This is a genomic window from Arthrobacter zhaoguopingii, assembly GCF_009828595.1.
In the GTDB taxonomy this organism is placed as follows: domain Bacteria; phylum Actinomycetota; class Actinomycetes; order Actinomycetales; family Micrococcaceae; genus Arthrobacter_D; species Arthrobacter_D zhaoguopingii.
Genome location: NZ_WPNY01000013.1, coordinates 43,550 through 67,599, shown reverse-complemented (window position 1 = coordinate 67,599; position 24,050 = coordinate 43,550). Strand labels below are relative to the sequence as shown.

Below are 24,050 nucleotides of genomic sequence, written 5' to 3'. Positions count from 1 at the left end.
CGTCCAGCAGGCGCTCAGTGGCCCGCGGGGGCACCTTGCACCTCCTTGAGAATCCCGATGAGTTCGTCATCGGAGATCAATCCCTGCTTTTCCACGGAGCGGTCTCGAACTGCCGTGAGGCATGCGTCGAGGTGCTCGGGTTCGGCTTCTATGCCGAAGTTGGCTAGCACGTGCTCGATCATGCGACGACCCGAGTGTTTGCCGACCACGAGCTGCCGCGTCCCACCGACCAGCTCGGGAGGAAACGGCTCGAATGTGCTCGAATCCCGCAGCATACCGTTAGTGTGGATCCCGGACTCGTGTGCGAACACATTCGATCCCACGATCGGCTGCCAAGGCGGAACAGTCACCCCAGTCGCCTCTGCAAGTACCGCGGAAAGCCTCTCGAGGTGGTCCAGCCGGATCCCTAAATCACGGTTGTGGAACTGACGTAGGGCCATGACCATCTGGGCCAGGTCCGGCATGCCGGCCCGTTCACCGATCGCGTTGACTGTCACATGGAAGTAGCGGGCACCGGCCGCGAGCCCGGCCAAAGTGTTGGCGATGGCCAGACCGAAGTCATTGTGGCAGTGGCACTGCAGGTCGATCGTAGCCGCGGAGGCGACGGCGGCGACGCGCTCCCCGTACCCCGCGGGATCGAGGATCCCGATAGTGTCAGAAAGGCGAAGCCGATCCGCGCCCGCTTCCTGAACCACTACAGCGTATTCCTGAAGGAACTCGATATCGGTGCGACCCATATCCTCCGCGCTAATCGAAACAAACGCGCCCTGGTCCTTCGCCAACTTCACCATGTCGGCCGCGGTCGAAAGGAGCCACGCTCGATCTTTCTTCACGCTGTTTGCGAGGTGAATGTTTGAGGTCGGCAGGCCCATATGAATCGCACGGAACCCAAGGGAGAGCGAGTACTCAATATCGGCCCGCACGCCACGGTTCCACGCAACGAGGTTGACCTCGTCGCGCCGCTCAAGCATCTCTTGCATGGCGCGGACATCGTGACCACCCATTGCTGGGATACCCGCCTCGATCCATTTCAACCCAGCGTCCACCAAAGCATTGAAGATGCGGACTTTAGTGACGTCGGCGAATGCGACCCCGGGCGCCTGCTCACCATCGCGCAGTGTGGTGTCTTCGAGAATCAGGTCGTCTCTCATCAATTTTTTTCCTTTCATAGGGATGTGTTGGTTAATGCGGATGTGTTGGTCAAGGAGGTTAGGAGTCGGCGACGTAACGGCCCATCGGGACTGGAGGTCGCAAATACTCCACGCCTTTGCAAGCGTGGGACGATCTCAGCGACAACGCCCTCAAGGTCGAACGGCAAAACCGGGGGCATCAGATTGAATCCGTCACACACACCGGACTGGAACCACTCCACCAGCGTGTCGGTGACACTGTCCCAGGATCCAATAAGCACTAAGTGGCTACGGGCAGCAGCGATCCGACGCGAGAGCGCCTCCAGAGTGAGGTTGGGTTCGTCGCGAACGATTTCGAGGATGTGCGCACGCTTGCTGAGGTTGCCGTTGGAGAGTGGCAACTCGGTCGGTAGCGGCTGATTCGAAGGGAACCCCGTGACATCGGTGCCTAACTGGTCACTGAGCATGCTGAGGGCGTGTTCCGGATGCACGAGATCATTCAGCTCGGCGAATCGACGCTCCGCCGCGGCGAGTGTCTCTGCGCCGTAGATCGACACGCCTGGCAGCACGAGAGGACCTGGAACCTTGCGCCCTACCTGTCTCATAGCCGCGTCAAGGGCTGACTTGTAATGACGTGCTTTGGTTAGATCCGAGGCCGATGTGAAGATCAGATCGGCCCACCGCGCACCGAGCCGGAGACCCGGCCCCGATGCTCCAGCCTGCACAAGTACGGGACGCCCCTGCGGGGGTGGCTCGACATTCAGCTCGCCGAACGCCGAGACGTGTCGGCCGTGGAATGATACGGGCCGCCGAGCTTCAGGACGGTAATAACGGCCCGTTTCCCGATCCCTCACGAATGCGTCCGGATGCCAGCTCTCCCAAAGGGCGCATACCACCTCAACAAACTCCTCAGCGCGGGCGTAGCGCTCGGCGTGGGCAGGCAATCCCGGGCGACCAAAACTGGCTGCTGCAGCCTCCTTTGAGGAGGTTACGATGTTCCATCCGGCGCGCCCACCGCTAAGGTGGTCGAGCGAGGCGAACTGGCGCGCGACATTGTAGGGCTCGCTGAAGCTCGTTGACACCGTGGCTAGGAGCCCGATGTCCCGTGTCAACGGCGCGAGCGCCGACAGCAGAGTCAGGGGCTCCAGCCCGACCACTCGCGCGCTGCGCCCGTGCCGCTCGTCGTTGAAAACTGAGGGAGTATCCGCAAGAAAGAGGAAGTCGAGCAGACCTTCTTCCGCCGTGGATGCAAGTGCCGCGTAGTGGCTTAGCGATGACGGTGCGGCGCCCTCGCTACCGGGATGACGCCAGGCCGCAGGATGGTGTCCGTAAGCGTAGGTGATGTACGCTCCGAGCAGCATCCGGCGCCGAGGTTCAGCCTGCACGGCGTGCCTCGAGTTCCGGGATGATAGGAAGTCCCAGGTTGAGGAGCCGAGTGACATCCTCACAGATCTCCTCTGCCTCGTAAGCCCGGCCGTGATCGAGGACGCAGCGAGCCAGCTGGTCCATGGACCTATAAGCAGCACGCAGCATGTGGTTGGCATAGATCACGACGTCACATCCCGCGGAATACAGTTCGTCGTCCGTGATCCGGTTGTACGTCGTCGGTACGCAGAAAAGCGGTACATCACTATGTTTCACCTTGAACTCGCGGGCGAACGCCACGACTTCTTCAGCTCGTTTTGCCTTGCTGTGGATAAGGATCCCTGTCGCGCCCGCCTCCAGGTACGCATCGGCCCGGCGGTGTGCATCGGCCGCGCCAAGTCCGAGGATGAGCGACTCTAGACGAGCGATGACTTGAAAACGTGGGTTGACCCGGGCTGCACCCCCGGCCGTGAGGCGATGCTGAAATTCCTCTACGTCTGCGATCCGCTGCCCCGCGCCGGGACCGAGCAGCGAGTTCTGCTTAAGGCCGGCCTTATCCTCAATTACGACCCCATCAACTCCTGCCAACTCCAGGTCGCGGACCATGAAGTAGAAGTGCTCTGGTTGGCCACCGGTGTCGCCATCCATTAGTAGCGGGCGGCGGGCGGCGGCGAAGATTTCACTGAGCCGGTCAAGTCTGCTCCGAACGCTTAGAACCTCGTTATCGGGGTAGCCGCGGCTGGTGGAGTCGGTAAGCGAACTTGACCAGAATCCGTCGAAGGTGGCTGGCTGCCCGTCGGCGCGGCGGCCTGTGGCTCCCGCGACAATCATCGCCGAGATCGGATCGTGCACCTCCATAAGGCGCACCAGTCCAGGTTGCTCAAGGAGCGAGAGAAGGTCAGGCGGGGTTACCGGCTTGTTGGGTGAAGCTTTCATTCGGCACACTCCTTTGAGGTGGCTGGTTCGGAATTGGCTGGGGATTCAGTCGTCTGGGTGCGAGACCGTGGTTCGTCGGCCGCGCTCCACAAACCGCTCAAGGAGAAAAATTCCAACCAGGAGCCAGGCAGCACCGAGGCCGAAGGCCAGCGCAAACCGCCACACTGCCGACGAAGCGTCGTGATTGAGCAATGCGGATGTGACGGTGTCGATGATGTGGGTAAGCGGCACAACCTGCGCCATCCCTTGAACCGCCTCCGGCCAGTGGGAAACTGGCACGAATGCCCCACAGAACAGCGCAATTGTGGCGGCCGCCACGTTAGCGACGAGGTTGCGCGCGGCGGGCCATACGATCACCGCGGCAGCGACTGCCATGGAGAATCCAAAAGAGGAGAGTGCGCATAGCGGAACGGCGACCGCGGTGATTAAGGCAGATTCAAGGTCGTAGCGCAGACCTAGGATCGGACCCAGCACGAATAAGAGCAACAGCGGCGTGGCGGTGGCACTGGGTAACCATTGCAGCGCCCTACCTACAAAGGCCGGCCACGCCGGGGCAGTGCCGATGAGCAGGAAAGGCATTGTCCCGTCCTGCCGCTCCCAGCCAACAGTTTGAATCGCAAGCATGGTTTCGGTGGCACCGATCAGGAGCGAACGCCCAATGACCAGGTAGAGGGTGACTTGAGGGTCCTGCAGCATGGCGCCGATTGAAGCGAAGAAAAGCACCTCAAGGATCCCGCGGGCGAGCCACCCGAGGATCCAGGTCCGCCATGTGTAACGACGGCGGAAGTCAGCTGCACCCGTGCGGCCCGAAAGCAGGAGGAGCAGGGCAACTTGAGACAGGCGGCGATTCCCAGGTGTCTCGATAATTCCGGTTGACGTGGAGCGTGGCTGATCAGATGCCATCGAATGCGCCCTCCACACGTAGCCGGTCAACGGCACGTGAGATCACCCAGCTTCCGAGACCCCCGGCTACGAGCGCCGTTCCCAGCACGACCACGACGGCGGCCCACCAGTTGCTCGGTATTTCACCGATCAGCAGGGACCGGAGCAGGTCAGCTGCCCATGAGAGGTATACAAGGTGCCCGAGTGCCTCGAGCCAGTCCGGATACACATCGATCGGCACCAGCACGCCGCCAAGGATGAAAATTGGGTAACCAAGAGCGTTCTGATAGGTGTGCGGATTATGGGTTCGTACAAAGAAAACGGCTAGAAGAATACCTACGCACCCTGTCGCCGTAGCCGTTGCTACCACCATGAGCGCGGTGAGCGGGAGCGTGTCCACAGTAACCGGCACCCCCAGGACGAATCCGCCCAGTGCGAGACTCAGGGCGAAGACGACGACGGAGTACCCACTGACCGCCGCCGTCCTCCCGAGTAGATAGGTGAAATACGGCGCACGGGCCGCCGCCAACATTTCCAATCGACCGCTGTCACGATCCTTGGTGACGAGGTCACCGACTACGTAGAGCGCATTTTGCCAAGTGGCCATGAGCCCGGGGGCGACGACGGCGACAACCTCGAGGTCCGGTCGGCCCGCCGCGCGGATCACCGCCAGTATTCCAAGGATCTGGAGCGGAACTAGCGCCATCGTCATCAGTTCCACGGGGGTGCGCACAAGCGTTCGGGTTTGTATACGGCAGGCAGCGGCGCCGACCCGGAAGGGCTGGAACAAGTCAATCGACATGAAGCCCCCGATCACCTACGGCTGCGAGATACACGTCCTCCAGCGATGGCGGCATCACTGCAAACGCCGTCGTACCCGTAGCGAGCACCGCGTTGAGAACTCCAGCCATTTGTTGAGGTTGTGGGACGGTAATCGTCGTTGTGCCATTTTCCTCGGTGACCTGCAGGCCACCGTCCAGCCGGGAGAGAGCCACATGGACCTGCTGCAGCACCCCAGAAGGCAACGGTTCGTCGAACCGGACTCGCGCCCCTCCGGACTGCCGACGCAGCTCGGCGGGGGTGGCACTGAACCCGATCCGTCCAGCGTCAAGAAGGCTTACTCGGTCACAGATCGCTTGCGCCTCGGCCATGTCGTGGGTAGCCAGCAACACGGTCGAACCTGCCGCACGAGCATCAAGCACAAGACGCCTCAACGCGAGTGCGGCTACCGGGTCAAGCCCCATCGTCGGTTCGTCGAGAATTAGTACGTCGGGCTCAACTGCCAGGGCACGGGCGAGATGTACCCGCTGTTTCATACCACGACTGAAGCTCTCGACTCGGCGGTCTACACCTGCCAGTCCGACTCGTTCAAGGGCCTGTTTCGCACGCTCCTGTGCGCGACGCCGTCCACGTACGCCGTTGGCTACACACCAGAACTCGAGATTCTCCTGTGGGGTAAGGCGACCATAGAGTCCACGATCGCCTCCAAGCACGAGTGCGATCGACCGACGGACCGCGCTCGGATCGGTCGCGACGTTGTGACCCATCACACGCGCCGTGCCGGAGGTCGGCACGATGATCGTTGAAAGGATGCGCGAGAGAGTCGACTTCCCGGCGCCGTTGGGGCCGAGCAGACCGTGAATCTCTCCAACCTTCACCGTCAGGTTGACCCGATCGAGCGCTACTTTACGGTTCGGGCCACTACCAAAGGTGCGGCCCAGCCCGTCAACCTGGACTGCTGGCGCCGGGCTCGGCGACTGGGTGGACAGGTCAGCCGACATAAATCACCTGGGACTGGGCTACGGCGGCGCGGGCCCGGCTGACCTCATCCGTACTCACTTCGGGAGTGGACGTCAGCAGGAAAGTCCCGACAGTGGTCAGGAGGAGTGGTTTTTCGCCTGAACGCTCGAGTAGGAACGGCGTTTCACCGCCCTGCGGTGCGTCGTCCACGAGCAGGCCATGGAGGTTGGGTGCTCGCGATGGGCTGCGGCCCTGGTTGCGCTTTGAGTCCTCGGCCCGCCGTGCAGCATCTAGCCAGATCGGCGGCACACTCGCTAAGCCCGTATCTGCAGCAAGTCCCCATAGCTCCTGGAGCTCTGGCGCGAGTGCGTAACGCTCAAGGAGATCGGACTGATTGGTTGCCCACCCGGGTGCTGTTAATTCGAGGGCCTCAAGCAGCAGCGCCGCATCGATGAGGTCACGTAGATGGAACGCCCGTTGGAACCTTTCCTCACAGATGGCGAGCAATGAGGTTTCAAGAGGATTGGCCGGGACCGCGGCCCGCACCGATACATGGCGTCCGTCACCGTAGAACGGCGTGGCGGATAACTCTACGAGCACCGGTTTCTCGAAGAATATGTCCGGCGCGGGCCGCTCGAAGGCGATGTAGGCCTGTGAAGGGTCACCTTCCATCAGGGTGAGGTCCGGGTCCGAGAAGTCATCGGTCGCCCTGATGCGCGCGGCTGCGCGCCAAAGATCAATCGGGTCTGCAAAGGCTAGGTCTACATCAGTCTGGGAACGGCACAGCGGATTCTTATAAAGGGACCGTATCGTCGCGCCCTTCACAATCTGGCTGGAGGGCGCGACCTCACAGGCAAGCCGGGCGTACTTGTCCAACACGTGAAGGCGGTGACGCTGGCGGTCCAGGAGTGCACGCGCCGCCGGACTCAAGATTGGATAACCACGTTCCTCGACAGTGGATAGGTACAGCACACCGACCCCTTGATGCAATGCGTCGGCGACTCGGAACGCCTGATAGGGAGTCTCTGTCGGGCTCAACCCGAGATGATGGATGAGCCAGTCGTGGTCGATCATGCTACCTCCCGTGTCCAGATAGTCTCGATGTGGCGCCACCCTTGGGCGACTAGGCGGTCCACAATGCGCCAGCCTGGGCCGTCCGGTCCATCAGGGTGGACTACGCTTCCAAGGAGATCCTCATTTCTTTCCGCGGCCAGCTCACCTGCTCTGGCTACCAGAGCCGATTCGACCAGACGACGTCTTCCTCGGTCCGTCAGATCGACGAGAGTGTCGATGATTTCGGAGTAGCGAATCGGGATTGCCTCCGCGCGCAGAACGCCTGGGGCGAGGGTCAGATGTCCCACCGGACGCTCGTCTTCCAGTGCCACCAACGATGTCCAGCGACCGGAGAGCGGGGCGGAATTCAGCCACAACTCAGCGGAAGTCGTGCTGAGCTTGTCCCCATACCCAGCACGAAGCGCAAGAAGTAGCCAGGTACGCACGGCATCGATGTGTGGGTGGGCAGCGTCCAAAGGCGCATCAAGAATCCGTGTGGGAGATTCGGGGGCAGCATATAGATCGTCGGCCCCGAGAGCGACATAGGACATGTAGGGCGACCATCCGCCCCCCGGGTGCGCACGATCAGCAACGCGAACACGCACTCGAGCATTGGGATGATCAGCAAGAATCTCGTCGACAGCCGCTGCGTGGTACGCGGAGGCGTGCCATCGGTCAGGGTCGTCGAAGGAAAGAAGTGCCACGGCGCCGCCGTCAATGGGATCAGTGCTCCAGTCGACACGAAACTCTGCAGCCTGAGAGATCTTGTTGATGCTCATTTGCCCGTTCTCCTGTTGATTGCGGGGTGCGGGCCGTGTGAGACCCGCACCCCTAAGTCGGCCGATCGACTTACTTCTTGTTCGGCTTGGTGATGGTGATGCGAATGACAGCCATGAGAATCCTCCTCTCTGTTCTGTGGGTTGCACCCCCTCCATTTCCACGTCTCCACCTCGACAAGGTGGCCGGATTGGTAAGGGTAGGGGGCAGGACCTAGGAGTCCGTCGTGATGCACGAGGACGGTCGGGTAGGTATAGAGCGGTACGGCAGGAACGGCGGCGGCGAGAGCACGTTCGGCTTCCCGTACGGTTTGCTGTCGGTCTTCGGGGTCTACGGCCTCAAGCAGCCGCGTGAAAGCCTTGTCGATTGCCCGGTCGGCAATGCCGGCGTAATTCTGGCCACCGTCCTCAACTGACCTCCACAGGGTGGCATGGCCAGCTGGATCGGGGTTGCCGGCGAGTCCAATCAGTGCCGCATCGAAGTTGCCCTGGCGCAGACGGGCGACCAAATCGCGCGATTCCACCCAATCAACGACGAGCCCCAATTGGGACCGTGCGGCAAACCGCTCGATGTGGCGCACTGCCGCCATCCTGGTCGGTGTTTGGACGGCGATCAGCCGCACGGGGCCTGAGGACAAGCGGCGAGGCTGATCGCGTTCGCGCTCAGCCTCGTCACAATCCGCGGCAGTGAGGTTGCTAAACGCAGGTTCATAACCGTTCTCGCCAGGGCGCCGGAGCAATGCGTTGAGAGGGGTGTCGCCAACCGCATCTGCAGCAATCGCGTGGCGGTCGAGACCTGTGGCCCAGGATCGACGCCGTTCCCGGGAGGCGAACACACCACGTCGCGTGTTGAAAAGAAGGATTTCGAACTGTGCGCTGGGTGCTGATACAAGCGTCAGAGGCACACGAGCGGCCTCGACAACCTGCTCAGCCACGTCCCTGCGATCGAAGGTGGCGACATCCACCTCGCCGCGCATGACGAGTTCGGCGCGTTCGGCGTCGGTGGTTGCGAAGCGAACCTGGATCTGATCAATGGTTGCAGGGGCAACGTGGGAAGGATTTTGATGGAGCACCAGTCCAGAATCCGTGCGCCCATGGTAGCGGTACGGACCGCTGGCGGGGCGGACTGAGGAGGGCCAATCTGACTCAAAGTCGACATTGCGAAGGAGATGGGCCGGCATGATGGCGCCGGTTGTTGACGTGAACAGGTCGCTAGCCGCGCTGTATGGCCGATCCAGCTCGAGGACAAACTCGCGATCCGAGACGTGGCGAATATCCCTGACGAGGTTATACCCGTCACGTTCAGGCACGCCGGATCCGGGGTCGAGCATGATTTCCCAGGTGAAGCGGACGTCGTCAACGCTGATCGGAACGCCGTCGTGCCATCGGGCATTTTCACGAATCCGGTAGTGCAGACAGTGCCCGCCCTCGGTCGGGTGGGGCACATCGAAGGCAAGTTGGCCGCGGTAGCGCCCGTCCGGTCCAACCTTTACTAATGAGTGCAATATGGGCGCCATCACCGTGGCCGTGGCGAGATGTTTTCCCGCGTGAACCAGCGGGTTCAGCGTTGGTGGTTCTCCGCAGAAAGTAACTGAGACCGTCGATGGCGTCACAGCAGATCCCTTAGGACGGATAAATCGCTGGGACGCAGACTCAGCGCAACGAAGCGCACCCCCGACCGCGCGCACCCTTGGACTAGATCTTCAACGTCAATGGGGTCTTTATCAAGCGCCAGACCGTGCCATTGAAGGAAGGAGGGTTCACTCGTATCGAACTGCTCGCTGAGCAGTACGGCCACAATCTCGTCGTGGTCACGCTGATCATGGAGTGGATTGAGCTCCCGCAGGGAGGGCTCGTCGAGGGTCGGATCGACCCGCGACAGGGCGATGACGCCAAGTTCAGCTTCCGCCGCGAATCGGACGTCGACCGCGTTGGTGAACCATGACATCGGGTAAATGCGCTTGGAGTCTTTGTCGAAGAGAGGCCGAAGCGGTTGAGAATTCGGACTGACACGGAGTAAAGATTCTCCATGCTCAAACGCAAGTGCCGCCTCTTCCAGCTGCGGATATCCGAGCAGGGTTCCCTCGCAGAAGCTGGCATAAGAGGGCCAGGTGTGAACACGAGGCGGCGCCCCATCGTTGTTTGACAGATGGATCCAGGCTCGATCATTAGTTAGTGGAACAACGCCATGCTCTAGAACCGCGTTAGTCATCAACGTGGTCTTACCGGCGGAGACGGCACCAGTGAACAGCACAGCGTTACCATCGCGGGGACGGACGATACCACTGGCATGAAGCAAGCGGGTGCCCCGTACGCCGCGAACGACGAGAGCCAACGAACGCAAAAGGTGGAACAGTGCCTCGCCTGCAGCTGCGCGGTCACCATCGGACAAGACAGCGAACGACCACTTCTCGACGGCGCGAAGGTCGTCGCCAACGTAATCCGAGGGCGGGTCGCTGCGCACACCGAAGTCACGGCCCTCCCAAAACCACCATCCCGGTCGGTCGGAATGGGCTGTGGCGTCGAAAGACCAACGGGGGTGCTTGCTGCGATGCACGGCACGCCGTTCGCATTCAGGAGCCGCCGGGATCCCCGGATGGGGGACTTGAGTGATTTTGATGATTTTGGTCGGCTCCTGCTGAGCCGAAAGGGAACCTGACACGCCGGCATAAGCTTCCATGAATGCATCGACGTGCGCCAATGTCCAAGGCTCCGTGACCTCGAGTCGAAACTCGGTGTCGAGCAGGCGGACTTTGGACCTCACAGGACCGCTTTTTCAACACAGCCGAGCTTTTCCATCACAACCATGGTTCCCCCCATAAGTGATCTGCAGCACTGAAGATCAACGTAACGTGCGTAACATAAGTTACACAGATACATACTTAGTTGCTAGAGCAAACGGCAAATTTCTCGCAGAGAGTTGCGGGCTTCTTTTGTTTTCTCCCTAGTCGTGGTAACTGCGCCTAGCGCCAGAACGAATTGGGGGCATATGGCCGAACCAATTGAAGTTTGTTGCTGGAGGATGCCGGGGTTGGCGGTGGTTTGCTACCTAATGAGATTCAGGGGAGCTAGGTGATCACGGGTGATATCGTCCACCGTCGAGCAGCCCGCAAGGGTCATTACTTCCCTCAACTCCTCCGTCATAGTGTGGAGGAGCTGCTCAACCCCATGCTGCCCGGCTATCGCCATTGCCCAGAGATACGGCCTGCCAACCAGGACAGCCGCCGCGCCGAGCGCAACGGCGCGGAACACATCGCTACCCGATCGGATACCACCATCGACGTAGACAGGAACTGCTCCATCCACTGCAGCAACCACGTTAGATAAGGCGTCAGCGGTGGGAATAACCCCGTCGATTTGGCGACCCCCATGGTTAGAAACAATCACCTCCGATGCTCCTGCCTCGACAGCCATTTGAGCATCAGCTGGATGCAGTACGCCCTTGACGGCGACCGGGATTGAGGACTCCCGGATGAGCTCGCTCACATCACCCCACTTCAATGACGCGTCCCAGACGCCTGGTTCGGACGTCCGGGTGGAGCCATCACCGCGATGACTGGTCACCGCCACCCCTGACGGGAGCGGGCCGATGCCGCCATGACGAGCTGCGCGAGGGCGGTACGCCTCTCGTGCACGGTCAACTGTAATGACAACCCGCTGGAAACCCACCCGCGCGCACTCCGCCATGACCATGGAAGTCCAATCGCGGTCGGTGCTGACGTACAGCTGCTGCCATAACTGCGCCCCTGTTTTTGCGACATCATGCAGATCTGTCGTCGCCGAAGTCGCAAGAGTGTAGACCGTCCCAAAGTTAGCGGCTGCCCGTGCGCCGCCCATTTCGCCATCAGGATGGATGGCAAGCTGGCGTCCGGTAGGCGCCAGCAGGATAGGAGAGGTCAGCGCTGTACCGTTCACCTGCACCCCGGTGGAAACATCTGATGCGCTCTGCAGCACACGAGGGACAATCTGTTGCTGACTCCAGGCTTCTCGATTGCTACGAAGCGACCGCTCTGTTCCTGCGCCCGCCGCAACGAAATCGTACACAGCCGGCGGCAATGCATTTCGAGCTCTCTGTTCCAACTCGTCTGCGCTCAACCGTTCCATGATTATCCCCTTTTCTTTCTCAGTTCCTGCCCCTGAGTCTCAGCCCGGGCCCTGAGACGTAATGTCTCCTCACCATCGTGCGCGCAGCGCATTAAGACGATTCGAGTGGTGTGGCGAACGCAGAGGTATATCGTTCCCTCCGGACGGCGGCTACCCGATGATTTGGGAAGCCTTCAACCAAGCTCCCTTGGCTATAAGATTGGTGTGATATTGCTATCTCCTATCATCGATGATTCCTCTCTCCATTTGAACAGCTTAGGTAGATTTGCTGGCCGACACGCAACCCTTTTATGGTTCCAACGCGACCCAACATGAGTTTGAGCAAAATCAACCGTCGGAAGAGAAATGTTCGAGCACCATCGCCGATAACTCACCATACGACACCCTGATCCCGTACCCTTGAGTCACCGTTCGGTGCAGCTTCGAGTGCGATCCCCGTTACGACTCGAAGCTGCCCGAACGTTTGTGCCTCCGGTTTGATGGCCGGCTGTTCTTCAGCGTCCTGCCCGGGTCTCACCACACGGCGCGAAGAACCCTGCTGGTGCGTCTTGATGCCGGCCCATCCGGAGTGCCGCATCGGTGTTTTTCTCCAGGGCGTCGCCTTGGACGGCTCTGATGTCCCCGACTTTTCGAGACCGGGCTGAAGGAACTATCCCTACTCGTGGTGCTCTTCCGATTCTTCGTCGGCCTTCTGTCGGGCCTCCTGCTGATGCTGCCTGAGCTTCGCTTCAGCGTCCCTGCGACGGTAGACAATGGCCTTCGCTTGCTCAGCAGTGGGGTGGCGGTGTTCCCGCTCCCAGGCATGGTCGTTCACCCCGTTCCGCGGAGGGGCACCTTCATCACGGCCGCTGTCGTTTTCGCTCATACCATACGGTCCCATAAGGGCCCGGGCGGTGTACGGCCCGGGGCCCGCCCGGGCTTCAGACACCCTCGAGAGAACTATTTTGCCATGCGCACACGGCACTTGCTCCTAGCCAGGTCGACCATTCTAGTTAACGAGAGTGCCCGGCCGTTGCGACGCCGGCGGTCTGGGCGACAGCGACCGGCAGTGCCCCGATGGTGGCTGGCTGGTCCACCACGAGCAGGACCCTGCCGTGCTCGGTGACGACCGATGCCCGATGCCCGATGCCCGACGCCGGACCGGACCGGAAGGTACGTCCGGTCCTATAAGTTCGCTTCAAAGAAGCTCCGCCCCCTGTCCATGCGAGGTGCGGTTGTCCGGTAAGGCGTCCGGTGGGGGAGAAGTGGGGGGGTGTGGACAGTGTCCACACTTTGGGTCTCGGACTGGGCCGTACCGGTGCCGGACTGGCCCGGATTGCGGATGTTTTCTGGGGAGTGGCGGGTTTCCGGGACCTGGAGTCCGGTTCGAGTCCCACTTCGGGCACATGTTCCCCCTAGTCAGAGACCTTTTTGCTCTCTGACTGTGGACAGCCGGCCCAATTCTGCGGTCCGGGTGCCGGTTTTGGCGGCTGCTTGGGGTTTTCCTGCGGGCTGGTGCCTCCTTTCTCTCGCGGAGCCCGGTTTGAGCTCTCTTCTACTTCATGGGGGAGGGGCGGGGTAGCTGCATCACTGCGGTGAGGGTTTTTGGTTTGGTCATGCTCCTCGAGTGGCTCAGTCGAAGCATCCACCTAAAGTTTGTGGCTCACAAGCACCATCACAACGAGACTCAGGTTGCTGCGACGTCCGGTGTGGTCGCTGGCGGCTATGGGTACACAAAATGCGGCCGGGCGTCCCCATCGGAACGAGCAGGGATGCGCAGGGGAAACGTGGAAACAAGCGCAGCGGCCCGGTTTTCTACTTGTGAAGCTCGGCGTATATCGCCTCGACCGGTTCGCAGAGGCGGGCGTGGATGTCCCGGGTGATTTGGTCCGCGAGTATTTCATAACGGCCGTCGCGGATGCCGTCCAAAGCGATCCGCACAATGTCCGCGGGTTCATTCATGTCCCCGGGCAGGCCCTCGGTCATCGTCGTGCGGGTAAAGCCCATGTACAGTCCGATGACGGTGGTGTTGGAGGGTGCGAGTTCGAGGCGGAGGGCGTTGGTCGCGGACCAGAGGGCTGCCTTCGATGCGGCGTAGGCCCCGCCGCGGTGGTACCAGGCCCCAACTGAAACGACGTTCAGCAGTGTTCCGCCACCGTTAGCTGCAAGGACCGGGGCGAATGAGCGCGCGACCCGCAGGGCGCCGAAGAAGTTCGTCTCGAACATGCTGTGGATGGCGTCGAAGTCGACGGACGTGATGGGCTCCAGCGCGGCGATGCCGGCACTGTTGATGACGATGGTCGTATCTGCTGCCGTTGCCGTGGCTGCTTCGACGGACGCATCGCTGGTGATGTCCAGCTGCACTGGCACAACCTTCGGGTCATCCCCGCGAACGGGCGCGCGGGATGCCGCGTACACCCGGTCGGCCCCGCGGCCGAGGGCCTGCAGGACAAATTCGGTGCCCAGGCCTCCGCTCGCTCCGGTAACGAATACGACGTCACCGTCCAAGGACTGGTCCATAATGTGTTCCTCTCGTTGGCCGCTCCATTCAGAAGCTGCCGGATCAGGGTGTTTGGCTGGACGGCTGGGGTGGCTGTGCAGCCCCAGCCGTCCTCGTGTTGCGTCAATGGGTTCCGTCGATGGCCCGGTCGATCAGGTCGACTACCTTGGACGGACGGGACATCATGGGCACATGGGAGCTCTTGACCTCCACAGTGGTGGCGCCGGCCCGGTCTGCCATCACCCGTTGCGCCTCCGGGGGGATGATGTTGTCATTGCGGGCGACCATGTACCAGGAGGGAATCTCCTTCCAGGCGGGCGCGCCCGAGGGCGTGACGAGTGAGGCCAGGGCGCCGGGCCGCTGGCTGACGCCCATGAAGTCGGTGACCTGCTTGGGGAGATCCTGGGCGAACAGGCGGGCGAAGTGGGCCGGGTCGATGTAGGCGTCGGCGTCGCCTTCCTGGGCACCGGGGAAGGGCCGGATCACCAGGTGGTTGGTAACTTCCGTCTGGCCGCCGCCAAGGGTGTTCGCGGCCTGTACCGTCTCCTTCCCGTCCAGTGCGTAGGCGGCAATATATACCAGGGCTTCGACGTTCGGATTCCCGGTGGCGGCGTTGGTTATCACCGCGCCGCCGTAGGAATGTCCGATGAGCACGACGGGCCCTTTGATGGTGGCCAGGTAGCTTTTCAGGTAGGCGCTGTCGTACTGGATCCCGCGCAGCGGATTGGAAACGGCGTGCACCGGGTATCCCGCGTCCAGGTAGCGGCCGGCTACTTCCGCCCATCCTGAGGAGTCGGCGAAGGCTCCATGAACGAAGACGAGGGTGGGTTTTTGCTCATCGTGGCCCGAGGTGGCGGGCAGGGAAGCGGCCGCGGGTGCGGCGATGACGGCCGCCGCGATGAATGCGGCCAGGAGTGAGCGGAGGCTGAGCCACCGTTTGATGCGGTGGAGGACGGGCGTGATCATGGTGATCTTCCTTCGGGGCTGGTTCAGGTGGGGGCGGGCCGGGTTGATCTGAGCGGGATGGGGACGGGGCGGCCGGGGGGAAGCCAGAGGACCTCCGTAATCTTGTCGGGCCGTGTGTGGAGCTGTTTGAGGGCGAGGCTGCGGCCTTCGCTGAAGTGGCTCCAGCCTTCGTAGTGGACAGGTATCGCCACCTGGGGGCGGATGAGTTTGAGCAGCCGGGCGGCGTCCCGGGCGTTCATGGTGTACCTGACCGGTCCGGTGACCCGGAACCGGACAGCGCCCAGGTGCAGCAGTGCGACGTCGATCTCGAACCGGCGCGCGACGTCCCTAAGGCCGCGGTAAAGGACGGAGTCCCCCGACATCCAGAGGGCGAGGGTGTCCTCCCCGGGGCGCTGGAGCGCGAAACCGAGGGTCTGGCCGACGACAGGCAGGCTAAGGGCGGGCCCGTGGCGGGCCGGGGTGGCGATGATGCGAAGCGGTGAGATCCCGGGCTTGCGCAGCGTCATCTGCTCCCATGGGCGAAGCCCATGGGTGTTGGGCAATGCCAACCGTTTTGCACCACTTCTGGTGGTCACTACCGTTGGCACGGACGAAAGCATCTGGCGTCCGCGGTTGTCCAGGTTGTCCGCGTGGTGATCGTGTGAGAGCAGAACCGCGTCGACCGGCCCGAGGTCGGCGGGCTGCAGTGCCGGGCGGCCGGTTTTTACCGATGACGTGCCAAGTCCAAAGCGGTACCGGCGGCCCGGACCATCAAAGGTCGGATCGGTAAGGATCCTCCACCCGTCCAGTTCGACCAGGGCCGTCGGCCCACCGATGTGGGTGATCCGGAGCTGCTCCACACTCGCGGGACCTGACTATTGGTGGTGCTGGGTGTCACGGGCGGCCGCATGCTGCAGCGACCAGCTGAGGGCGTAGTCCGCGACTTCTTCCCATCCGTCCTGGCTCACGATGCGGTGGGTGCGTCCCGGGAACTCGACGCGTTCGACCACCGACGGTCCCTGCGCGTACTTTTTGAGCGCCGCTTTTTGGATCGCCGGCGGGGCAACGTGGTCGATGCCGCCGGAGATGAGCAGGAGCGGGGCCCGGTCCGGCTTGAGGAAGTCGACTTTGGTGATTCCGGTCTTTTGCTTTGGGAGGGAGAGCACGCCTTCGAAGAAGACCCGGTTCACGGAGTTGATGGCGCTTGATTCCCATTCCCTGTCGGAGTCGGCTCGGTTGAGGTCGTTTCCGAAGGTGTAGTGGAAGTGGCGTTTGGTGAACCGGTTGGCCTTGTTGATCCGGAACGGATTCGACAGGATCGGCAGGCCGGTTCGCAGTGTTGAGAACGGCAGAGCGAGCACCCCTGCAGGCTGCCCGGGTTCGACTCCGACCCCGGCGATCCCCAGTCCGCGGTCAAGGAGCATCTGAACGAAGATTCCGCCGAAGGAGTGGCCCATGATGATCGGCTGCTCGGGCATAGCCCGGATGATCCGGTCATAATGGTCGACGATCTCCTTGATGCCGACGCCTTCAAGTGCACTTGGGTCGTAGCGGACGCTGTCCGGGGACCGGTCATCGACACCCGGCCAGCCCGGCACGATGACCTCATGGCCGAGACCGCGGAATCTTCCGGCCCATGTGTCCCAGCTGGACGGGGTCATCCACAGCCCATGGACCAGGACGATCGGTGGTTTGGGTTCAGTCGGCGGGTTCATTTTCGCTTGCCTTTCTCTGCGAGCTCAGGAATGGATGAAGTCGAGGAGGTCGCGAGAGAGGCGTTCCTTCTCGGTGTCGGGCAGCGCGTGACCGGCATTGTCATAGACCTTCAGGTCGGCGCCGGAGATGAGCTTCGCGGAGCGCTGGCCGCCGACCTCGAACGGAACGATCTGGTCGTCGTCGCCGTGAATGACGAGGGTGGGCACGTTGATCTTGGCCAGGTCCTCGCGGAAGTCGGTTGCCGAGAAGGCGGCGATGCATTCATAGGCAGCGCGGTGGCCCGAGGCCATTCCCTGCAGCCAAAAGGCGTCCCGTATGCCCTGCGGGACATCGCCGCGCCGGTTGTGACCGAAGAACGGGCCGTCGGCCAAGTCCCGGTACAGCTGGGAGCGTGAAGCGCGTTCGCCTGCCCGGATATCGTCGAACACCTCCACCGGCAGGCCTTCGGGATTGTCATCGGTCCGCAGCATGAGCGGAGGAACTGCTGACACGAGCACAAGCTTCGCGACCCGTGCCGGGCCGTGCCGGCCCACATAGTGGGCGACCTCCCCTCCACCGGTGGAGTGGCCCACGAGAGTGACACCGTTGAGGTCGAGCGAGTCCAGTACCACGGCAAGGTCGTCGGCGTAGGTGTCCATTTCATTGCCGGCCCAGGTCTGCGTGGAGCGGCCGTGCCCGCGGCGGTCATGGGCAATGACGCGGCATCCGTTTTCGGCGAGGAAGAGGGCCTGGCTGTCCCAGGCATCGGCGTTCAGCGGCCAGCCGTGGCTGAGCAGGACGGGGGTTCCATCGGCCGGTCCCCAGTCCTTGTAGAAAATCTGCGTTCCATCTTCGGTGGTCACGTAGCTCATGGAGATGTTTCCTTCGGTTCGGTGCCAGCAGGGTCCCTTCCGAAGGTCCCACGGCGAGGGAACAGCCCGCATCGCGTGCGGTGCACAGTCCGAAGGTGCACGTCGCGCTGTGGGGCTACACGCTTGGACTGACCAGCTGCCCAGTCCCTGCGCGGCACCCTACGCGATTGTGGCGAGACCACTACGAACCCATATAGGCCAGAAGTGATGGCGGTGTTCGGGCCGCGGCGGTCCGCCTCCCGGCGGCGCACCTCAGTCGAGGTTGATTTTGTGGAGCTGCCTGCGCGAAGTTACCCCGAGCTTTCGGAACACCTTCCGCAGGTGGTAGTCCACGGTGTGGGAACTGAGGAACAGTTCGGCCGCGATGTCGGCGTTGGTGTTGCCCGCTGCGGCAAGCCTGGCCACGGACAGCTCCTGTGGCGTAAGCGTCGCAGCGAGGGTTTGTTTGTTGTGCCCGAGTGTTTCTCCGAGTGCGGCTAGTTCCCGGCGCGCCCGCGCCGACCAACCCGGCGCGCCAAGCCGCTGGAAAATTTCAAATCCATCGAATAGGTGAGCGGCGGCTTCGGTCCGGCGGCGCCGGCGGCGAAGCCATTCTCCGTACAGCAGGTGTGTGCGCGCGGCATCCATTTCCAGAGCGGGCCCGGTAAGCAATTCCAGGGCGCGTTCGAAGTGCGGGGCGGGTGTGTCGTCGTCGAGATGGGTCATGCTTCGTTCTTCAAGCCCTTCCGCCCACTTACTCTTGGAGTGGTGGCTTTCCTCCCGCAAGCGTAGAAGGAGGTCGTTCGCCGATTGATGATCGCCGGCGCGTGCCGCACATTCAACAAGGTCAGGCAGGTACAAGGCGCCGGTGAAGAACGGGTCATCATGCCTGATTTGGCGGCCGGCGTTCCACGCTTCGACATAGCGGCCTTCCGATGCTCGGAGCAAAAGGGTCCCGATGAGGCGGGAGGAACCGCTTAGGCCGTACCCGTAAGCTCTTGCCTCGGCGGAGACCTCGTCCTCCCTGGTGATTGATTCATCGCCGAGCCATCCGCGGAGTACCGGCAGGGACGTGACCATGGCGGCCCACACCTTGGGGAGTCCCATGAAAGAGATAATCTCCGCCGCACTGTTGAGACGCTCGCTGCCCTCGCGGATCCTGCCTTGCCGCATATTGAGGTACGCGCCGAGGAGAAGGATGCGGCAAAGGACCAGGGTGGCGCCGAGATTCCGTGCAGCGTGTTCCGCGCGCTGAAGAACCGCTTCGCTTGATTCCGGATCTCTGAAAAGGCACGCGGCATATGCAACGGAAATGAAGGACTGCAGGATGTCCTCGTCGGGAATTCCAGGTGCTGTTGCCTGATCGATTGTTGCGCGGACGAGGGAGGCCGCCGCCGCAGGTCCTTCAAGGACGAGGGTGCTTAAAGCGATAAGGGCCTGAGTGGGCAGATCGGTACCCGGGGCCGTTTCGCAGATTCGACGCGCTTCCTCGGCAACCTCCCGGGAGGACGTCCCCTGCACCATATCGTCGGCCTGAACGAGCGCCCAGTAAGCGCTGGCAATGGCCTGTTTGGCCCGCGCCGGGGCGGTGGAGCGGAAGAGCCGGGCCGCAACCAACAGTCGTTGAGGACGATGCGCGTAGATAGGACCCGGCACGGGCGCAAGAGTGTCCAGGTCGCACCTGGCCATGAAGAGCCGCCCTCGAGCCAAGTCGTCGAGTCCATCGGGGTCCAAAGTCCTCAGCAGCGCTCCTGCCTGCGCGGGTGCGCCTGCCGCGATCGCCGATTCTCCGGCAGCGAGAAGGCGCAGGTTCTTGACTGTCTGGGCGGAAGTGAGGGCCGCTGAACGAACTAGCAGGTTCGTTCGACTCATATAGCCGCCGCGCTTCGTTGCCATATCCGCTGCTTCCTCAAGCGCGTCTGCAACCTCATCATCCGGTCCGATAGTGGCCGCCGCCCGGTGTGTTACCCATCTGTAGGTGTCACCGCGCCGCTCGGCTGCATGCGCAAGGTGCAGGTGCATGGCTCGGGTGTCATGACTGGGCGAACCGTTGTATATGGCTGAACGCACGAGCGGATGGCGGAACGTCACGGTTGAATCGACACGAACCAGGCCGGCCAGTTCTGCTGCGCGTGAAGCATTATCCTGCAGACCCAAGGCATCACTGGCAGCTGTGATCGCCTCAAGGTTGCCCTCTGGCTCTATGGCTGCTGCCAAAAGCCACATCTGTGTCTCCTGCGGCAGCTGGCGGCCCTGCCTGAGGTAATGCGCTTCCAGGTGCTTCCCCAGCGGTACCGGCTCGGGAAGAAGTTCTTCACCGCGTAGCTGGCGTTCCGTGAGGTCCGTAAGCAAATCCACTAGGGCGAGTGGATTGCCCCCTGTCGCGTCGACGATCTGGTCAGCGACACGCGGGTCCAGTGCTTGGGAGGACGAGGTTTCGAGCAGCGTCAAGGCGTCGGCGCGGTTTAGGCCCGCGAGGGTTCGTGCAGGGAGGTCGTCCAAAGGAGTTGGCTCCGCGTCATTGCTCCGGACGGCAAACAACACCACGAGCCGTTCGGCCAGGATGCGCCGCGCTACGAAGGCAAAAGCATCCAGTGACTCGCGATCCACCCACTGCGCATCATCGATAAAGCATGCGAAGGGGGCTTCTTCCGAGACCCGCGCAAGGAGATTCAACAACCCGAGGCCGACCAAGGATTTAGAGGCTGGAGGGCCGCTCGCCAGCCCGCACGCCACAAGGAGCGCTGAGCGCTGGGCCTCGGTGAGGTCATCAAGGGCCGCCCGGTGGGTCAGAATCATTCTCTGGAGCGCAGCATAGGGAAGGTCGGCTTCTGCTTCGACGCCGGCTATCAGCGTCATTGGGAGCTGCGGATACTCGGCCAGGACCGAGGATATGAGGAAGGTCTTGCCGACACCGGCGTCTCCACGTACGACCCCGGCTGTTCCGTGTCCTTCAGCAGCTGCCCTGAAAAGACTCGTGAGCCAGGCTTTGTCGTCGGATCGTCCAATAAGGCTGACCGGCGGCTCCAGCCTGTCCATCAAGCTCCAATTCCAGGGGGAGGAGATTGTCGTTTGAGAGAACGATAGCCAATGTCACCCACTCAGGAGGGAAAGTTACTGCGACATTTCGACCGACGGCGCAGACTTGCCCAGGGAGGAGCAGGCAGGAGCCTCAAAGGCCGAAAGGGACGGCGCAGCCCTGCGAATACGGGCGCACAGCGCATATCAAGGGAGCGTCTGCCATGAAGTTCAGCGCGGCTCGGGCAAAGTAACAGCAGGAGAATTCGAGAGCGAAGCAAGTGGGGAACGTAGGTGCCAAGATACTCCGCGGCCTCGACGCTCGTGCCGTGCCGGAGCATGGACAGGGAAGGACGGGGGCTGACCGAGGCTCGTCGGCGTTCGCCGGTGACGACTGATGGCCCCGGGCGGATCGGATGTGACTACGCCCGGTTCAACAAGTTCGCTTCGTCCTGGAAAGAAGCGCCGCACCCTGTCCATACGGGGTGTGGCTCGTCGGGAAGGCCTTCGGGGGGGGGGGGGGGGGGAGAAACGGGGGTGTGGACAGTGTCCACACCTCGGGTTTCGGATTGGGCCGTACCGGTGCCGGACTGGGCCGAACTGGGGACGTTCTTGGGGGAGTGGCGGGAATTCAAGGGCGGGAGTCCGGTTCGAGTCCCACTTCGGGCACATGTTTCCCCTAGTCAGAGGCCCTTTTGCGCTCTGACTGTGGACAGCCGGCCCAATTCTGCGGTCCGGGTGCCGGTTCTGGTGGCTGGGTTGGGGTTTTCCGGGGCTGGGTGCCGCCTTTCTGTCGCGAAGCCCGGGTTGGGCTTTCTTACTGGTTCATGAGGGAGCGGCTGGGTAGCTGCATGATTTTTGTGAGGGTTCTTCACCTGGTTATCTTTCTGAGCAGCTCGGGCGAAACAGCCACGGAGAGTCCGTGTTGAAGCTGCACATGGCGGACGTGATTAGGCATCGACGTTGAACGCAGGGACGGTGCCTGGGGGATCACCGTCGTACGGCGACACTGTGTCATTTCCCACGAGGAGCCCGTCACGGATGGACATTCCTCGCTCGGTTAAGGACCCGGTAAGTGCCGCGATGGTTGCGGCGTGAGGCCTTGGCTGTCCGGGCTCGGCGGGCATCGATATGTATAGGGCAAAAATCGTGCCAGCGGCCTCACCGTCGTGTGCCAGGTATTCAGCGATGGTTCGAGCGTAGCTGACCTCTGCTCCTAGCTTCGGCAGGTCGACGCGCAGGGTGGCCCCGACGTGCCCAAGTGGGCCACGGTCGCGATTGGCGTCTGTATACGACGTATCGAAGATGGCGCTACGCGAGTGCCGGATCTGAGACTCGTATCTCCAAAGTGATGACGATGGCAATGATTGCCACGGCGGTCAGGAAGAGGCTTTGCGGTGCCAGGGCGCTGAGTCCGATCAAGACGGCTAGGGCTGGGATGGTGACGTTCTGTGCCCGGGTGAGGGAACTCCTCAGGGTAAGGAGCCAGATGCCGAGGATGAACGAGCTGACAGGTACGGTCAGGGTGGCAGCGGCCTCGGTTGAGGCTAGGGCGGTGGCGGCAGTTTCGTAGTCGATCGCAACTTCAATGCCAGCGGAGAACGCGCCGGCCGCCGCAAAAATGGCGTAATGGGCGTACCCGAACACGAGCGAGTTTCGGAGTCGATCGAATTGATCGTGATGGCTGCGAGCAAAGTAGATCCACCACATGCCGCTTGCGATCACGAGTCCGCTTACAGCGACGGCAATTAAGGGCGAAATGTGCTCGCTGCTTTCGGCTGCGTCGATGATTGCGTTGGCGGAAGCGAGAATGGACTCGCCAAGCAGAATCAGGGTGAAGAGTCCGTATCGTTCAGCGATGTGATGGGGATGCCATGGTGTGGGGCGGGAGCTTTCCGCCCAGATCGGCACAGCGATTTCAATGAGGACCAGCACCAGGAACACTGGGATGCCGCCCTGCTCCGGCAGAGCGAGCCGCGCCAACCAGAGCACTTGGACGACGGAGATGCCGATCGCGTACTTCAGAGCTGTTCGTCTCAGGGGCGCGTCGCCGTGAGCCGCGCGGAGCCATTGCGCAACCATGGCCAGACGCATGATGGCGTATCCGATGGTGACAAGCCAAAAGTCACTTTCCGTCATCGCGTCGCTTGCGCCTGCGGCAATGACGAGCACGCCGCTCATTTGGACGATGGTGAGCACCCGATACAGCCAATCGTCCGTGTCGAACGCAGTGGCGAACCAGGTGAAGTTCATCCAGGCCCACCAGATGGCGAAAAGGATCATGAGATAGGCGCCGGTGCCGCTGGCGATGTGCTGTTCAGCCTCGGCGTGGTGTAGTTCGGCGGAGGCACGGGAGACGGCTACAACGAACACGAGATCGAAGAACAGCTCGAGCGGGGATGCTCCTCGATGCTCCTCAGAAGGGTTCCTCGGCCGCATCTGGGCTAACCCAAGGCGCATCGGTGCACTGGTCATCTAGATTGTCCTTCGATCGTGGGCCGTCAAGGTGAGGCGGACGCCGTGTCGACGGCGTCCGCCTTATTGGCCGGTCGGCTGCGGGGCTGGTTCAACCGTCGCGGATGGTTTTGAGCGATAAATCGCCACCAAAGGCCCGGGAGGCGACGCTCGACCGGCCATTCGAATGCGTGCTCCTCCGGTCACCTAAAGCAGTGACAGTATCCCCGTCGACGGAGACCTTTTCCTCCGTAAGGGTGTCTGAGGCGCCGATAAACTCCTGTTCACTCCACCCATTTTTATACCGGGCGCTGGCTCTGCGGAAGTTGCTAATGAGCAGGAGTTGCGGGACCCTGGCGACCGGCCAGCGGAGCTCGCCGAAACCCTCGTTGAGCGCGTCTGAGACACCCCACTTGGGCGAGAAGCTGTGGCCGCCGCACTAGCGACCGACGTCAGCCATGGGGCAGCGCCCATGGCAGCAGTCGATGGACCTTGGCCTCGATGGGGCGGGGCAAGACAGCTGAAGCCGAGCAGTCCAAGTGACGCGACTTCAGTCTTCGGTAGACGGCTAAGGCACACGTAGGGGAGATCGTCCCACGTCTCCTTGCTACGGAGCAGTTAC

21 protein-coding genes are annotated in these 24,050 nt (G+C 62.1%); all 21 read right to left on the bottom strand.

The features are described 5' to 3' along the window. Positions 1-14: 14 nt before the first annotated feature. Positions 15-1,151, bottom strand: coding sequence for a homocitrate synthase/isopropylmalate synthase family protein (locus GVV86_RS15455; protein WP_159803280.1), 1,137 nt, complete (start codon positions 1,149-1,151; stop codon positions 15-17). Between the two features lie 14 nt (positions 1,152-1,165). Then, on the bottom strand, positions 1,166-2,515 hold the full coding sequence (locus GVV86_RS15450; RefSeq protein ID WP_159803279.1) for an LLM class flavin-dependent oxidoreductase: 1,350 nt from the start codon (positions 2,513-2,515) through the stop codon (positions 1,166-1,168). Beyond that, the gene (gene aepX, locus GVV86_RS15445) at positions 2,505-3,431 is read right to left on the bottom strand and encodes a phosphoenolpyruvate mutase (RefSeq protein WP_159803278.1); all 927 of its coding nucleotides are present in this window, start codon (positions 3,429-3,431) and stop codon (positions 2,505-2,507) included. Before aepX ends, GVV86_RS15450 begins: the two co-directional genes overlap by 11 nt. A 45-nt stretch (positions 3,432-3,476) precedes the next feature. Then, entirely contained in the window at positions 3,477-4,334 is an 858-nt protein-coding gene (locus tag GVV86_RS15440) for an ABC transporter permease (RefSeq protein WP_159803277.1), read from the bottom strand. Next, a complete protein-coding gene (locus GVV86_RS15435) occupies positions 4,324-5,025 on the bottom strand; it encodes an ABC transporter permease (RefSeq protein ID WP_246670016.1) in 702 nt (233 codons plus the stop codon). The genes GVV86_RS15440 and GVV86_RS15435 overlap by 11 nt, the downstream gene beginning before the upstream one ends. 79 nt (positions 5,026-5,104) lie before the next feature. Further along, complete coding sequence (locus tag GVV86_RS15430) at positions 5,105-6,094, bottom strand: ABC transporter ATP-binding protein (RefSeq protein ID WP_159803275.1); 990 nt, start codon at positions 6,092-6,094, stop codon at positions 5,105-5,107. Further along, positions 6,084-7,127 (bottom strand): hypothetical protein, encoded by a 1,044-nt coding sequence (locus GVV86_RS15425; protein WP_159803274.1) that lies wholly within the window; start codon positions 7,125-7,127, stop codon positions 6,084-6,086. The genes GVV86_RS15430 and GVV86_RS15425 overlap by 11 nt, the downstream gene beginning before the upstream one ends. Then, on the bottom strand, positions 7,124-7,885 hold the full coding sequence (locus GVV86_RS15420) for a hypothetical protein (RefSeq protein WP_159803273.1): 762 nt from the start codon (positions 7,883-7,885) through the stop codon (positions 7,124-7,126). Before GVV86_RS15420 ends, GVV86_RS15425 begins: the two co-directional genes overlap by 4 nt. Next, complete coding sequence (locus GVV86_RS15415) at positions 7,882-9,495, bottom strand: ABC transporter substrate-binding protein (RefSeq protein WP_159803272.1); 1,614 nt, start codon at positions 9,493-9,495, stop codon at positions 7,882-7,884. Before GVV86_RS15415 ends, GVV86_RS15420 begins: the two co-directional genes overlap by 4 nt. Continuing rightward, complete coding sequence (locus GVV86_RS15410; RefSeq protein ID WP_159803271.1) at positions 9,492-10,583, bottom strand: hypothetical protein; 1,092 nt, start codon at positions 10,581-10,583, stop codon at positions 9,492-9,494. Before GVV86_RS15410 ends, GVV86_RS15415 begins: the two co-directional genes overlap by 4 nt. Positions 10,584-10,927: 344 nt before the next feature. Continuing rightward, entirely contained in the window at positions 10,928-11,986 is a 1,059-nt protein-coding gene (locus tag GVV86_RS15405) for an alpha-hydroxy acid oxidase (RefSeq protein ID WP_159803270.1), read from the bottom strand. A gap of 655 nt (positions 11,987-12,641) precedes the next feature. Next, positions 12,642-12,851, bottom strand: coding sequence for a hypothetical protein (locus tag GVV86_RS15400; RefSeq protein WP_159803269.1), 210 nt, complete (start codon positions 12,849-12,851; stop codon positions 12,642-12,644). 127 nt (positions 12,852-12,978) lie between these two features. Further along, positions 12,979-13,167 (bottom strand): hypothetical protein, encoded by a 189-nt coding sequence (locus GVV86_RS15395; RefSeq protein WP_159803268.1) that lies wholly within the window; start codon positions 13,165-13,167, stop codon positions 12,979-12,981. Between the two features lie 613 nt (positions 13,168-13,780). Continuing rightward, complete coding sequence (locus GVV86_RS15390) at positions 13,781-14,485, bottom strand: SDR family oxidoreductase (RefSeq protein ID WP_159803267.1); 705 nt, start codon at positions 14,483-14,485, stop codon at positions 13,781-13,783. Positions 14,486-14,588: 103 nt separating this feature from the next. Beyond that, complete coding sequence (locus tag GVV86_RS15385; RefSeq protein ID WP_159803266.1) at positions 14,589-15,431, bottom strand: alpha/beta fold hydrolase; 843 nt, start codon at positions 15,429-15,431, stop codon at positions 14,589-14,591. Positions 15,432-15,454: 23 nt separating this feature from the next. Further along, the gene (locus tag GVV86_RS15380; protein ID WP_159803265.1) at positions 15,455-16,270 is read right to left on the bottom strand and encodes an MBL fold metallo-hydrolase; all 816 of its coding nucleotides are present in this window, start codon (positions 16,268-16,270) and stop codon (positions 15,455-15,457) included. Positions 16,271-16,285: 15 nt separating this feature from the next. Then, the gene (locus GVV86_RS15375; protein ID WP_159803264.1) at positions 16,286-17,125 is read right to left on the bottom strand and encodes an alpha/beta hydrolase; all 840 of its coding nucleotides are present in this window, start codon (positions 17,123-17,125) and stop codon (positions 16,286-16,288) included. A 24-nt stretch (positions 17,126-17,149) separates the two neighbouring features. Continuing rightward, positions 17,150-17,977 carry an alpha/beta fold hydrolase gene (locus GVV86_RS15370; RefSeq protein WP_159803263.1) on the bottom strand — a complete coding sequence of 276 codons (828 nt, stop codon included), beginning with the start codon at positions 17,975-17,977 and terminating at the stop codon, positions 17,150-17,152. Between the two features lie 252 nt (positions 17,978-18,229). Further along, complete coding sequence (locus tag GVV86_RS15365) at positions 18,230-20,995, bottom strand: helix-turn-helix transcriptional regulator (RefSeq protein WP_159803262.1); 2,766 nt, start codon at positions 20,993-20,995, stop codon at positions 18,230-18,232. Positions 20,996-21,924: 929 nt separating this feature from the next. Then, positions 21,925-22,338 carry a DUF4192 family protein gene (locus GVV86_RS18755; RefSeq protein ID WP_281406965.1) on the bottom strand — a complete coding sequence of 138 codons (414 nt, stop codon included), beginning with the start codon at positions 22,336-22,338 and terminating at the stop codon, positions 21,925-21,927. Further along, positions 22,286-23,449 (bottom strand): low temperature requirement protein A, encoded by a 1,164-nt coding sequence (locus tag GVV86_RS15360; protein ID WP_246670011.1) that lies wholly within the window; start codon positions 23,447-23,449, stop codon positions 22,286-22,288. The genes GVV86_RS18755 and GVV86_RS15360 overlap by 53 nt, the downstream gene beginning before the upstream one ends. Between the last annotated feature and the right edge of the window lie 601 nt (positions 23,450-24,050).

Excerpts from the sequence above, each read along its gene's own strand:
- GVV86_RS15375 (WP_159803264.1), bottom strand. The coding sequence starts at position 17,125 with ATGAACCCGCCGACTGAACCCAAACCACCGATCGTCCTGGTCCATGGG.
- GVV86_RS15360 (WP_246670011.1), bottom strand. The coding sequence starts at position 23,449 with ATGACCAGTGCACCGATGCGCCTTGGGTTAGCCCAGATGCGGCCGAGG.
- aepX (WP_159803278.1), bottom strand. The coding sequence starts at position 3,431 with ATGAAAGCTTCACCCAACAAGCCGGTAACCCCGCCTGACCTTCTCTCG.
- GVV86_RS15385 (WP_159803266.1), bottom strand. The coding sequence starts at position 15,431 with ATGATCACGCCCGTCCTCCACCGCATCAAACGGTGGCTCAGCCTCCGC.
- GVV86_RS15420 (WP_159803273.1), bottom strand. The coding sequence starts at position 7,885 with ATGAGCATCAACAAGATCTCTCAGGCTGCAGAGTTTCGTGTCGACTGG.
- GVV86_RS15370 (WP_159803263.1), bottom strand. The coding sequence starts at position 17,977 with ATGAGCTACGTGACCACCGAAGATGGAACGCAGATTTTCTACAAGGAC.
- GVV86_RS15405 (WP_159803270.1), bottom strand. The coding sequence starts at position 11,986 with ATGGAACGGTTGAGCGCAGACGAGTTGGAACAGAGAGCTCGAAATGCA.
- GVV86_RS15440 (WP_159803277.1), bottom strand. The coding sequence starts at position 4,334 with ATGGCATCTGATCAGCCACGCTCCACGTCAACCGGAATTATCGAGACA.
- GVV86_RS15425 (WP_159803274.1), bottom strand. The coding sequence starts at position 7,127 with ATGATCGACCACGACTGGCTCATCCATCATCTCGGGTTGAGCCCGACA.
- GVV86_RS15430 (WP_159803275.1), bottom strand. The coding sequence starts at position 6,094 with ATGTCGGCTGACCTGTCCACCCAGTCGCCGAGCCCGGCGCCAGCAGTC.
- GVV86_RS15435 (WP_246670016.1), bottom strand. The coding sequence starts at position 5,025 with ATGACGATGGCGCTAGTTCCGCTCCAGATCCTTGGAATACTGGCGGTG.
- GVV86_RS15390 (WP_159803267.1), bottom strand. The coding sequence starts at position 14,485 with ATGGACCAGTCCTTGGACGGTGACGTCGTATTCGTTACCGGAGCGAGC.
- GVV86_RS15365 (WP_159803262.1), bottom strand. The coding sequence starts at position 20,995 with ATGGACAGGCTGGAGCCGCCGGTCAGCCTTATTGGACGATCCGACGAC.
- GVV86_RS15400 (WP_159803269.1), bottom strand. The coding sequence starts at position 12,851 with ATGAGCGAAAACGACAGCGGCCGTGATGAAGGTGCCCCTCCGCGGAAC.
- GVV86_RS15455 (WP_159803280.1), bottom strand. The coding sequence starts at position 1,151 with ATGAGAGACGACCTGATTCTCGAAGACACCACACTGCGCGATGGTGAG.